The organism is Nonomuraea rhodomycinica, from assembly GCF_013363995.1.
Taxonomy (GTDB): Bacteria; Actinomycetota; Actinomycetes; order Streptosporangiales; family Streptosporangiaceae; genus Nonomuraea; species Nonomuraea rhodomycinica.
The window spans coordinates 1,737,581-1,749,912 of sequence record NZ_JABWGO010000001.1; the positions used below are offsets into that span (position 1 = coordinate 1,737,581).

Here is a 12,332-nt window from a genome sequence, read left to right on the forward strand (position 1 = left end):
CGCCTTGCATACACCCGTGCAGGCCGGGGACGCAACGGCTCAGGAGCCGTAGAAGACGCGTTCCACGACCTGGCGGGCACGGCGGGTGACGCGGCGGTAGTCGTCGAGGAAGTCCTCGGAGCCGTCGGGCGGGTAGCCGAGCGTGCGGGCCAGCCGCAGCCGGTCGCGGGCGTCGGCGGGCACGCTGTCGCCGGGCCGACCCTTGACCAGCATGATCGCGTCACGGATGCGGGAGGCGCACTGCCACGCCTCGGCCAGCACCTCCTCGTCGGAGGCCCGCAGCAGCCCCTCGGCGACGGCCGCGCGCAGCGCCTCCAGCGTGCGGGTGGTGCGCAAGGCCGGGACCGCCCCGGCGTGGCGCAGCTGGAGGAGCTGCGCCACCCACTCGACGTCGGCCAGGCCGCCGGGGCCGAGCTTGGTGTGCAGCGCCGGGTCGGCGCCGCGCGGCAGCCGCTCGGCCTCCATCCGGGCCTTCAGGCGCCGGATCTCGCGTACGGACTCCTCGCGCAGGCCGCCGGCCGGGTAGCGCAGCTCGTCGGCCATCGCGCGGAACTCCTCGCCCAGCGCGGCGTCGCCGGCGCAGAAGCGGGCCCGCAGCAGCGCCTGCGCCTCCCACGGCGACGACCAGCGCGCGTAGTAGGCCCGGTAGGAGGCGAGGGTGCGCACCAGCGGGCCCTGCCGGCCCTCGGGCCGCAGGTCGGGGTCGATGAGCAGCGGCGGGTCGGGGGCCGGCAGGCTGAGCAGGCGGCGCAGCTCGTTGGCGAGGGCGAACGCGGCGTCGCCGGCCTCCCGCTCGTCCGCCCCGGGGTGCGGGTCGTGGACGAACATGACGTCGGCGTCGCTGGCGTACGACGACTCCATGCCGCCGAGCCGGCCCATGGCGATGAGGGCGAAGCGGGTGGGCGGCGGGGCGCCCCGGTCGGCGCTCAGCCTGGCGATCGCGGCGTCCAGCGCGGCCTGCAGCGTCACGTCGTTGAGCGTGGACAGGGCCACCCCGACGTGCTCGATCCCGGCCAGGCCGAACAGGTCGGCGACGGCGGTGCGGAACAGCTCCCTGCGCCGCAGCGCCCGCACGGCGGCCACGGCGCCGGCCGGGTCGGCGCCGTGCCGGGTCACCGCGGCCGACGCCTCGGCCCGCAGCGCCTCGGCGGAGCGCAGCGCGAGGTCCGCGTCGGAGCCGAGCAGCGCCACGGCGTCGGGGGCGTGCATGAGCAGCCCGGTGGCGTAGCGGCTGGCGCCGAGCACGCGGGCCATGCGGGCGGCCACGGCGGTCTCGTCGCGCAGCAGCCGCAGGTACCACGGCGTGGCCCCGAGCTTGTCGCTGACCTGCCGGAAGCCGAGCAGCCCGGCGTCCGGGTCGGGCGTGTCGGCGAACCAGCCGAGCATGACCGGCAGCAGGGTGCGCTGGATGGCCGCGCGCCGTGACACGCCGGAGGTGAGGGCGGCGATGTGGCGCAGCGCGCCGTCGGGATCGACGTAGCCGAGGGCGCGCAGCCGCGCGGACGCCGCCGCGGTCGACAGCCGGGTCTCGGTGTCGGGCAGCCGGGCGACGGCCTGGAGCAGCGGCCGGTAGAACAGCTTCTCGTGCAGCCGCCTGGCCTCGCGCGCGTGGCGGCGCCAGCGGGCGGTGAACTCCCCCACCGGGTCGGCCTGCATGCCGAGCGCCCGGCCCAGGCGGCGCAGGTCGGCGGGGTCGGTGGGCAGCACGTGGGTGCGCCGCATGCGGTGGAGCTGGAGCAGGTGCTCGACCTGGCGCAGGAACGTGTACGCCTCGGCCAGGCCGCGCGAGTCGTCGCGGCCGACGTATCCGCCCCGCGACAGCGCGGCGAGCGCCGGGAGCGTGGCGCGGCGGCGCAGCAGCGGGTCGAGCCGGCCGTGGACGAGCTGGAGGAGCTGCACCGCGAACTCGATGTCGCGCAGCCCGCCCGGGCCCAGCTTGATCTGCCGCTCCCCCTCGGCGCGCACGTGCTCCTCGACGCGGCGGCGCATCGCCTGCACGTCCTCGACGAAGCGGTCGCGGGTGGCGGCCGACCAGACCAGCTCGTTGACGGCCTCGACGTAGGCGGCGCCCAGCTCCATGTCGCCGGCGATCGGCCGGGCCTTGAGCAGCGCCTGGAACTCCCACGTCTTGGCCCATCGGCCGTAGTAGGCGAGGTGGCTGGCCAGGGTGCGCACCAGCGGCCCGTTGCGGCCCTCGGGGCGCAGCCCGGCGTCCACCTCCCACAGCGCGCCCTCGGGCGTGGCGGCCGAGCAGACCCGCATCATGGCCTGCGCCAGCCGGGTCGCGGCGCGCAGCGCCTTGGTCTCGTCGGCGCCCTCGCGCGGCTCGGCCACGAAGATCACGTCGACGTCGCTGATGTAGTTGAGCTCGCGGGCGCCTGCCTTGCCCATGCCGATGACCGCCAGCCGTACGTCGTCGGCCTCCACCTGCGTGCGGGCGACGGCCAGGGCCGCCTCCAGGGCGGCGCCGGCGAGGTCGGACAGCTCGGCGGTCACCTCGCTGAGCGAGGCGCGGCCGGTGAGGTCGCGCGCGGCCAGGCCCAGCAGCCGCCCCCGATAGGCGACGCGCAGCGCGACCACGGGGTCCGCCGTGGGCGGGTCCGAGCCGGCGCGGGCCGCCGTGGGCCGGTCGGCGCCGTCGCGGGCCGCCGTGGGCCGGTCGGCGCCGTCGCGGGGCGCCCGGTTGTCCGGGCGCGCGGGCGGACCCGGCTCGGACGGCGGCCGGGCCGAGCCGGCGCGGGGCAGCGGGTCGTCGGGGTCGGCGGCGACGGCGCGCAGCAGGTCGGCGCGGGGGTCGCCCGGGTCGGCGACCAGCAGGCCGAGGTGGCCGGGGTGGCGGACGAGGTGGTCGCCCAGGGCGGCGCTCACGCCGAGCACGGCCAAAGCGCGCTCGCGCAGCCGTTCGTCGGCCCGCAGCGCGCCGATCGCCTCGGGGGCGCGCTCGGCCAGCCGGGTCAGCGACAGCAGCGCCAGGTCGGGGTCGGCGACCTCGACCAGCCCGTCGAGCAGGTCGTCCAGCTCGCCGCCGGACTGCTCGACGAGCCGCGCGGCGGTCGCCCCGTCGGCGAACCCGAGCTTGGCGAGCCTGGCGGCGGTGGACTCGATCCTCGGCACCCCTCCATCTTGACAGGCCCTCCGGCGAGCGGCGTAGAGTGCAACGCAACGTTGCGTTGTATACATGAGGAAAGGGGGCGCGGCGGTGGAGGACTCGACGCAGGTCCGGCACACGGGCACGGGCGGGGTCCCGGCGGCCGTGACGTGGGGACTGCTGGCCGCCTGGGCGCTGCACGACGCCGAGGAGCTCGCCACGATGCCCGGGTGGGCGCGGCGGGCCCGCCCCCGCCTGGAGCGGCGCCTGCCCGGCGTCCCGTGGGAGCGGCTGGACGTGTCGCGGGCGCACGCGACCGTGGCCATCGGGCTCATGGGCGGGGCCGTGGCGGCGCTGTCGGCCGCGGGGGCGCGCACGGGCGGGCGGAGCCCGGCGTTCCAGGCGGCGCTGGCCGCGTTCGGGCTGCACGGGGTCGCGCACCTCGCGCAGGCCGCGGTCACCGGCGGCTACACGCCGGGCGTGGTGACCTCGCCGCTCGTCGTCATCCCGTTCACCGTGTGGGCGCGGCGGCGGCTGCGCGCGGCCGGGGTGGAGGCTCCCCGCCGGGCCGCGCTCACCGCGGGCGCGGTGGCGGCCGTGCCGCTGCTGCTGGCGGGCGTCCACGCGGCGGCCCACGCCCTCACCGGGCCCCGGCCCGGCTCGTCCCGCCGCCGCCCGGCCCGCGACCGCTGGTACTGACCGCCGCCACCCGGCCCGTCACCGCTGATACCGGCCGCTACCCGGCCCGTCAGCGCTGATACCGGCCGCCGCCCGGCCCGTCAGCGCTGATACCGGCCGCCGCCACCGGACGCGCGGGGCGTGCGGCTCAGCCGCCCCGGACGACGGACGCGAACGCCTCCGCCACGGGACGCCAGGTGGACACCAGCTTGTCCTCGGCCGCCCGGACCGCCTCGACCAGCTCCTCCGCCCGCGCCAGGGTGGAGGACCCGGCCCACGACGCGAAGATCTCGGGCGTGGCCTCCGGGTGGAACTGCACCGCCCAGGCGCTGTCTCCGAGGCGGTACGCCTGGTTCGGGTAGGGGGTGCCGGTCAGCAGCGGCACCGCGCCCTCCGGCAGCCGCGCCATCACGTCCTGGTGGTACTGCACGGCCACCGCCGTGCCGATCCCCGACAGCAGCCGGTCGGAGGCGGCCTCGGGCAGCGCGCTCACCTCGCACAGCCCCACCTCCAGCCCGTCGCCGCCCCGTTCGACGGCGCCGCCGCAGGCCATCGTCATGAGCTGGGCCCCGAGGCAGATCCCGAGTGTGGGCGTCCCGTCGAGGACCGCGCGGCGCAGCAGCTCACGGGTCGCGGGCAGCCACGGGCAGCGCTCGTCCTCCCACGCGGCGGCCTCGCCGCCGAGCACGACGAGCCCGTCGGCGGCCCGCTCGGGCACCTCCTCGCCCCGGTACGGCCGGACGACGTCACAGACCGGACCGAACCAGCCGGCCAGGTATCCGAGCCCGGCCTCGGCCTCGTGCTCGATCACGGTGATCCGCATACCGGGTAATTTATCCGCAATCTTCGCTTTTCGTCTCCCCGCAGCCTCCGGCGGGAGCCGGCCGGTGCGCCCCGCCCGCGGGGCTGTCCCCGACGCGAGGGATGTCTCTAGGATCCGGTTCATGAGGGTGGACGAGGTCGGCGGGCTGCGCATCGCCACGTTCGGGGACGGACCGCGCGTGATCATCGCGGTCCACGGCATCACGGCGTCGCTCATGGCGTGGGCCGCGGTGGGGCGGCGGCTGCCGGAGGGCTGGTCCATGGTCGCGATGGACCTGCGCGGCCGGGGGCACAGCGCCGGGCTGCCCGGACCGTACGGGCTGCCGCGGCACGCCGAGGACGTGCTGCGCGTGGCCGACCACGTCGGCGCCGACGCCGGCGCGGTGCTCACGGGCCATTCGATGAGCGCCTACGTGGCGGCGCTGGCGGCGGCCCGGCGGACGTTCGCCCGGGTCGTGCTGGTGGACGGCGGCCTGCCGCTGCCGCTCCCGCCGGGAGCCGACCCGGACGCGGCGCTGGCGGCCACGCTCGGGCCCGCGCTGGCCCGCCTGTCCCGGACGTTCGCCACGCCCGAGGACTACGTCGCCTTCTTCCGCGCCCACCCGGCCTTCGCGCACGACTGGAACGACGACGTCGAGGCGTACGTCCGCTACGACCTGGACGGGCCGCCGGGAGCGCTGCGCTCTCGCGCCGCCGAGGACGCGGTGCGGGAGGACGGCCGCTGGCTGCTGACCGGCGCCGAGGAGCTCGGGGCCGCGCTCGCGTCGATCAAGGCGCCGCTGCGCCTGCTGCGGGCCCCGCGCGGGCTGCTCGACCAGGAGGTCGGCATGCTGCCGGACGAGCTGGCCGCCTCCTGGACGGCGCGGCTGCCGCACCTGGAGGACGAGGTGGTGCCGGACTGCAACCACTACACGATCCTGCTGCAGGAGCGCTGCGCGTCGCTGGTCGCCGCCCGCCTCACCGGCCAGGGGTCCTGAACGCGGACGGCCCCGGAACCGCTCGGGTTCCGGGGCCGTCGGACGTCTAGGCGTCCTGGGGAAGATCGGCGCTCAGAGGAGGACGATCGGCGTCCTGAGGACGGTCGGCGTCCTGAGGACGGTCGGCGTCCTGAGGACGGTCGGCGTCCTGAGGACGGTCGGCGTCCTGAGGGGACTTAGCGCGGGGCGATCCAGGTGGCCCGGGCCGCGGCGACCAGCGTGCCGTCCACCTCGTAGATGGCGCTCTCGCCGAACAGCTTGCGCCCCTCGCGGCCGGTGGCGCGGGCCACGGCGGAGTAGGCGCCGCCCGGATAGACACGGCGGTGGATCTGCAGGGTCAGCCGGCCGAGCAGCGCCGACTCGCCGGGCTGGAAGTGCGCCCAGCCGGTGATGCAGTCGAGGACGGCGCCCACGATGGAGCCGGGCACGCCGTCGGCGTCGGCCACCGTGTGCGGGACCCGCCAGCCGGCCGCCACCACATCCTTGCCCTCGACCGGGCCGGGGAAGACGCGCAGGCCGTCACCGGGCTCGCGCAGGCCGCAGGCGAAGCACTCGGGGAAGGCGTGCCCCTTCCACCCGGCGAAGCCGGCCTCGGCGCGGGCGGCGTCCTTGAACGGGACGAACTCGGGGGCGTCGAGGTCCTGCGCCACGGGGATGGCCTCGACGAGCAGCCGGTCGCCGTCGGAGAGGGTGACGGTGTTGGCGACGTGCTCCAGCCGGAGCTCGGTCTCCAGCGGGGTGGGGGCGTGCAGCGTGACCTCGACGGCTGATCGGTTGTCGTTGAACGCGTCCGCCATGGTCCCGGCTATCCAGCCGCCGTTGGCGGCCCCAGCCGGTCCCCGGAAACGCGCGGGAACGGTCAACACGGTCTGCAGGGCAGCCGTCGTCATGCCTCACCCTCCCATATCGCTTCAACAGCGAAAAATCCGGAATTGCATATAAAGCAGGCCGATATTACCGGAGATCCGCACGGCCCGTACCAGAGGGGCGGCCGCCGGTCAGCCCGCAACAGGACACAACACTCCAGACCCAGCGAAACCTTCCCGCCCCATCCGTACCTGCAGGACGACGGGGCTGCGCGGCACTGCTCGCGAGAGGATCCGAGGGTGGCGGATCAGCCGTACCCGTAAGATACGGGCGCTAAATTGCACGCATGTGACTTCAGCCCAAGAAGTGACGCTGATCACTCCGCGAAGTCCTCTCACGTCATGCGCACCATGCCCGTACCCTCACCCGGGTCAGGCACGGGCCTGAGCCGCGTCGGCCTCCGCACGGCCCCAGGACCTCGCCCCTCGCCGATCCGATCGGCACGAGCGCCGCGGCGCGGGAAAGGCCAGGCCGCCGGACCGGGAGGTCGCGACGGCGTACTGTCACGGGTGTGACCATGCCGGCCGGGCGGCCGGAGGGGCGGTCGCGCAGCCGAGCGCCTCGTCACGGTCTCGGAAGGGGAGCGGATGGACGGCCTCGGCCCCCGCGCGGTCCTGGTGCCCGACCTCGGCGACGACCTCGCGGTCGCGGTCGGCGCGCTGGAACGGCTGCTGCTGGCGTTGCGGGCCGCCGAGGAGCACGGTGCCGTGCTGCCCGCTCCCCTGGCGGGCGGCGCCGCGCTCACCGCGCTGCGCCGGCTCTGGCGTGCGGTGGCGCCCACCCAGGGACGTCAGGGGCCGCCTCCGGCCGGGAGGCTGTACGCGCACGGCGGCCGGACCGAGCTCGTCCCGCTGCGCCTGGTCGACGTCGACCCCCTGGACGTGGCCACCCTGTCGGCCGCCGCGGCGGCGCGGGGGCGCGGCGCGACCGGCGCGGGCCCGGTGCGCCGGGCGCTGGAGGAGGTCGCCGGCGACCCGCCGGGCGCCGACCTCGTCGTCGCCGCGGCGGGCTTCAGCGGACTGCTCGACCTGGCCGACACGGGCGAGTCCATCGTGCTGCGGGAACGGCTGGCGGCGGCCGGGCCGGGCGTGGACGTCGTGCTCACCCCCGTGCAGGAGAACGCCTACCGGGCGACCGTGGAGCGGCTCACGGCGATGTGGCCCGCCCGGCGGCCCGGCCCGCCACCGCCTCAGGGCGGAGGACGCCGCTCACCGGCGGGATCCTGAGCGCCGGACGGCCACCATCACGGTCGCCCCGCGCCCCGGACGGCCCGCCTTACGGCCGCCCGTGCCTCGGACAGGCACCGTCACGGCCGCCCGTGCCTCGGACAGCCGTCGTGGCGGGCTCCTGCGCTCCGGATCGGCGCCGTGATGGACGCACAGGCACCGGACGCCGCGATCGCAGAAGCCCGGGCACCGGGCGGCGCCGTCACCAGCACCCCAGGCACCGGGCGGCCGTGACGAGGTACAAGCCCGGGTCAGGAGACGGCGGGTGGTAGCGGCGGTGGAGACGGTGGCGTCAGTGGCGCGGGTGCCGGCGGTGGCGGCAGTGGCGAGGGTGGCGGCGGTGGGGGCGGTCCCAGCACGTCCACCGCCCACGCCGGCCCTGCCCTGCCGCGCTCGCGCTCGCGCTCGCGCTCACCGAGCCTGCCGGCCTTCCCGGGCCTGTGGGGCCGGTGGCGTCCTTGGGGCCGCCCGACGAACCGCCCGACCGCGAGATCCCGCCGGGCGTGCGGGTTCAGGCCGTCGGCGAGGTCGATCGTGGTCGTGACCGCCTTGGCCGCCGTGTCGATCACCACGACCGCGTCCCCCTGGCCGCTCGTGGCGGTGACGTACGCGTGCCTGCCGTCAGGGTCGAGCGCCACGGCGACGGGAAGGCGGCGGTCCGGGATCGGGATGGTGTCGGTGACGGCGTCGGTCACGGTGTTGATCACCGTGATCGCGCCTCCCGCGCGGTTCAGCGTGCCCACGTACAGGCGAGTGCCGTCGCCGGAGACCGCCAGCCCCTGAGGCGGGCCGTCGCTGACGGGGATGGACGCCTGGAGCCTCCCGGTCGCCGTGTCGATCACGAACACCTGCCCCTTCCCCGCGGCGGTCCCGGCCACGTAGGCGCGGTGACGGGAGGGATGGACGGCGATCGCCCCGGGCGGCGACGGCAGCGGGACGGCCCTCGTGACCCGCTTGGTCCTGGTGTCGATGACGGTGAGGTTGCCGGAGGTGCCCTTCGCGTCCCGCGTGACCCCCACGAGCGCGCGGCGCCCGCCGTGGTCGACCGCCACCGCGCCCGGATCGCCGTTCCTGCGGGGTCCCGCCACGTACGCGAAAGGGGAGAGCCTGGGCGGCCGGACCAGGGCGGCGGGCGTGGCGGCGGCCGGAGCGGGCGGCGGCGGGAGCAGCCCGCAGGCGGCGACGGCCACGGCCACGGCCGTCCCGAGCCGGACACCGTGTCGCCACCCCGCCTGCGCGTTCTTGGTCGGCGAGCGCATGAGCCGCATTGTCCGGCACACCTGATCGCCGGACGGGGAACGCCTTCCACGTGTCGGGTCAACAACGGGTCTGCGCGAGCAAAGGGATGCCACGCGCGGGTCCGCGCCACGACGGGAACGGCGGGACCTTCAGCTTTCGGAAGGGCGCCAGGCGGCGCGCGGCAGGATCATCGTGATCGACGTCCACCACTCGCCACCGACCTCGATGCTGCGCGGGTGCGTCTCCTCCGCGCGGAAGCCGAGCCGTTCGTAGATCGTCCTGGCCCGCTCGTTGTGGGCGTAGACCCCCAGCTCGACCTGCTCGACCTCGGGGTCCGCGAAGGCCACGCCCACCGCGGCCCGGACCATGGCCGCTCCGCGCCCGTGCCCGCGGGCGGAGGGCGCGACCAGCACCATGCCGAGCCGCACCGACCGTCCCCCGGGCTGGAGGCGCAGCCCGAAGTGCCCCACCGGGGCCCCGTCGGGGTCGGTCGCGACCATGAGGCGGCGATCGGGATCGGCGGCGCGCAGGCCGAGCAGTTGCCGCCCGTCGAAGGGCCAGCTGAAGGGGGCCTTGCCCGACCAGGTCACCAGCGCCTCGGGGCCGTCGATCCACGACGCCACCACGGGGGCGTCGGCCGGTTCCAGCGCGCGCACACGTATCACGGCTCCAGCCGTACCGCACCGGCGCCCGACCGGTCAAAGAGTGCCGATCGGGGCACGGGGCCCAGCGCCTTTACATCGTAGATCAACTCCATGCAGACGGGCGCCGCCGCCACGGCATGTACTGGCCAGTGCCCCGGTGACCCCGGCCTCCGGCGGTCGTGGACGATCACGATTCGGCGAACCGGCCCGTACCCCTGCCGTCACGATCACTAGGGTCCGACGAGACCCTGCGTGCGGCCGTCCCTGGGCCGGCTGGCGCCGGCAGCTGCCGCTCCAGTGGAGGGAACCGCGCGATGCCCTTCGATCTCCTCGCCGCCCTGGACAAGGCCGGACCGGCGCTCCTGCGTGACGCTCTCGGTGGAGCGTGGCCGCCGGCCCTGGCGCGGGCCTGCCGCCGGGCGCTCCCGCGCCTCCTGGCCCTGCCGCCCGGCCTCGGACGGCTGGAGTTCCTGCATGCGACGGCCGCTGCCGAGGAGCCGGAGGCGCTGGCCTTCCTGGGCGCGGCGGCGCCGGGCAGGTGGACGCTCGCGTGGGAGGCGGGCGAGGGCCCCACGGCCTTCCACGTGTGCCCGGTCCGGCACGACGGCCCGGTGTGGGCGGTGGCGGTGGGCGAGTTCGCGGGCCGCACGTTCGTGGCCAGCGCCGGCGACGACCGTGTGGTACGGGTGCGCGACGCCTTCGAGCAGTCGGGGCCGGACCTGGAGGGGATGACGGCGAGCGTCCGCGCCCTGGCGTTCGGCGCGGTGGACGGCCGCCCGACGCTGGCCGCCGGTGACCTGGCGGGCATGGTGCGCACCTGGGACCCGCTCACCGGAGCGCCCGGGTTCACCCGCGAGGTGACCGGCGGGCACCCGACGGCCATGGCGTTCGTGGCGGCCGGGGAAGGGCGGGTGCTGCTCGCCGTGGCGATCGGCTTCCCCGGCCACGGTTTCCCGGGCGACGGCAGCGACGGCCGCGTGGACCTGCTGGACCCGGCCACCGGCGAGCTCGTACGCGAGCTACGCACGGAGGATGGGGACGCGCTGCTCGACCTCGCGGTGGCGAAGCTGGGCGAGCGGACGGCGCTGGCGGCTCTGAGCCCCTACGAGGTATACGCGTGGGACGTGGCCACGGGCGAGCGGCTGGGGAGCGCCTACGTGGGCGACGTCTGTGCGGACGACATGGAACGGGAGGGGTTCACCCCGCCCCTGCTGCTGAGCCTCTCCGGCCGGCGGCCCGAGGTCGGCGTGGTTGTGGTGGCCGAGCATCCGCCGTACTACACGACGACCAGCCGCGAGATCGCCTTCCTGCCACTGGAGGACCTCGCCGGGAGCCGCCCCGGTCCACTGCTCGACCGCGAGCAGGGGCCGGTGGCCATGACGACCCACGGCGGGCGGAACGTGATGCTCGTGGCCAACCACACGTCCGATTCCGGCCGGACGTGGGAGCGGCCCGCACGGGCGGTGGTCCGGCGCTGGGGCGACGAGCCGGACGTCGCCCTGGACGCCGACACCCGCCTGGTCACGGCCGCCGCGTTCGGCGGCCTGGCGGGGAACCTCTGCCTGGCCACGGCCGGGCTCGACGGGACGGTGCAGATCTGGGACGCGCAGACCCCGCACCGGCACCGGCGGACCGGGTACGGCGGGTCGGGGCTGGCGCTGTTCACCACGGAGCGGGGCGCGCCCGTCCTGGCCGCCGGCACGCACAGCGACACGGTGCTGCTGCTGGACGCGGCGAGCGGAGAGAGGATCGGCTCGGTGGGCTGCCGCCGGAGCGGACGCGGCCACGACTGCGATCTCTCCCCCTACGAGCACTGCTGCCGCGGGCTGGCCGCCGGCACCGTGGCCGGCCGGCCGTACCTGGCGAGCAGCGGCTGCGCCTCCCACGGCACCATGCTCTGGCGGCCGATGGGCGAGACCCAAGGTGTCGCACCGAAGGACGACCCTGAAAGCGGCCGGGTCACGTTCACCGACGGCGGCTACTCCCCCGCCGCCCTGGCCTTCGGCGAGGCCGGCGGCCGGGTGCTGCTCGCGGCGGGCGCCGAGGTCTGGGACCCGGTCACGCACGAACGCGTGGCCCAGCTGCACCGGTCAGGCTTCCTGATCAGCGAGAACGCCTTCGGCCGGGCCGGGGACCGGCCGGTGCTGGCCACGCGCCGCGACGACGAGGTGGCCCTGTGGGACCCGCTGACCGGCCGGCGCGTCCGGACGCTCGGCGTGGACCACGCCGGCGCGGGCCTGGCCATGGGCCGCGTCGCCGGCCGCGACGTGCTCGCCGCCGGCAGCGGCAGGCACGTGCTCCTGTGGGACGCCGCCACCGGCGGGCGCCGGGAGTGGGTGCCGCACACCTCGACCGTCACCTGCCTGAGCCTGGCCGAGCACGGCGGCCGGGCGCTGCTGGTGAGCGGAACCGAGGACGGCACGGTCGCGCTGTGGGACGCCGACACGCAGCGCCGGCTCGCCGTGCTCGGCGCGTTCGCCCGGCCGGTCCGCTCGGTGGCGGCGACGGCCGTCAGCGGGAGGCTGCACGTGTACGGGCAGTCGCTGTACGGGCGCGTGCTCGCCTGGCGGGTGGACGACGCCGTGGTGGCCGAGTAGCTGTACACAGGTCTCACCTGCCGGACAAGCAGCACGCTCGGACAACGACCGCCGCCGCTCCCACCCCGGACACGATCAGAGAGCGGCTGGAGGCGCTTCGGTCACTGGGTGGCGGGTCGAGCCATGACGACGTCGTCGCCGAGACACGGAAGACCCGCCCATCGTGATCGTCATCGGCCGTCCGGCCCGTCGGA

General features: G+C 76.3%; 9 protein-coding genes. 4 read left to right on the forward strand and 5 right to left on the reverse strand.

What is annotated here, in order from left to right:
• Positions 1–39 precede the first annotated feature (39 nt).
• Positions 40–3,114 (reverse strand): bifunctional [glutamine synthetase] adenylyltransferase/[glutamine synthetase]-adenylyl-L-tyrosine phosphorylase, encoded by a 3,075-nt coding sequence (locus tag HT134_RS08015; RefSeq protein WP_312888034.1) that lies wholly within the window; start codon positions 3,112–3,114, stop codon positions 40–42.
• Between the two features lie 64 nt (positions 3,115–3,178).
• On the opposite strand from HT134_RS08015, the gene HT134_RS08020 reads away from it, so the two are divergent.
• Positions 3,179–3,787 carry an HXXEE domain-containing protein gene (locus HT134_RS08020; protein WP_175599512.1) on the forward strand — a complete coding sequence of 203 codons (609 nt, stop codon included), beginning with the start codon at positions 3,179–3,181 and terminating at the stop codon, positions 3,785–3,787.
• Between the two features lie 127 nt (positions 3,788–3,914).
• On the opposite strand, the gene HT134_RS08025 is transcribed toward HT134_RS08020, so the two are convergent.
• Positions 3,915–4,589, reverse strand: coding sequence for a type 1 glutamine amidotransferase (locus tag HT134_RS08025; protein WP_175599513.1), 675 nt, complete (start codon positions 4,587–4,589; stop codon positions 3,915–3,917).
• 121 nt (positions 4,590–4,710) lie between these two features.
• Here HT134_RS08025 and HT134_RS08030 point away from each other — a divergent pair, with 121 nt between their 5' ends.
• Positions 4,711–5,565 carry an alpha/beta hydrolase gene (locus HT134_RS08030; RefSeq protein WP_175599514.1) on the forward strand — a complete coding sequence of 285 codons (855 nt, stop codon included), beginning with the start codon at positions 4,711–4,713 and terminating at the stop codon, positions 5,563–5,565.
• 176 nt (positions 5,566–5,741) lie between these two features.
• Here HT134_RS08030 and HT134_RS08035 read toward each other — a convergent pair whose 3' ends face one another.
• Positions 5,742–6,455 (reverse strand): PaaI family thioesterase, encoded by a 714-nt coding sequence (locus HT134_RS08035; protein WP_175599515.1) that lies wholly within the window; start codon positions 6,453–6,455, stop codon positions 5,742–5,744.
• A gap of 564 nt (positions 6,456–7,019) precedes the next feature.
• Here HT134_RS08035 and HT134_RS08040 point away from each other — a divergent pair.
• Positions 7,020–7,658 (forward strand): hypothetical protein, encoded by a 639-nt coding sequence (locus HT134_RS08040; RefSeq protein WP_175599516.1) that lies wholly within the window; start codon positions 7,020–7,022, stop codon positions 7,656–7,658.
• A gap of 251 nt (positions 7,659–7,909) precedes the next feature.
• On the opposite strand, the gene HT134_RS08045 is transcribed toward HT134_RS08040, so the two are convergent.
• Positions 7,910–8,917 carry a YncE family protein gene (locus HT134_RS08045; protein ID WP_175599517.1) on the reverse strand — a complete coding sequence of 336 codons (1,008 nt, stop codon included), beginning with the start codon at positions 8,915–8,917 and terminating at the stop codon, positions 7,910–7,912.
• A 129-nt stretch (positions 8,918–9,046) separates the two neighbouring features.
• On the reverse strand, positions 9,047–9,562 hold the full coding sequence (locus HT134_RS08050; protein ID WP_175599518.1) for a GNAT family N-acetyltransferase: 516 nt from the start codon (positions 9,560–9,562) through the stop codon (positions 9,047–9,049).
• Positions 9,563–9,855: 293 nt separating this feature from the next.
• On the opposite strand from HT134_RS08050, the gene HT134_RS08055 reads away from it, so the two are divergent.
• A complete protein-coding gene (locus HT134_RS08055; protein ID WP_175599519.1) occupies positions 9,856–12,138 on the forward strand; it encodes a WD40 repeat domain-containing protein in 2,283 nt (760 codons plus the stop codon).
• The last annotated feature ends 194 nt before the right edge of the window (positions 12,139–12,332 follow it).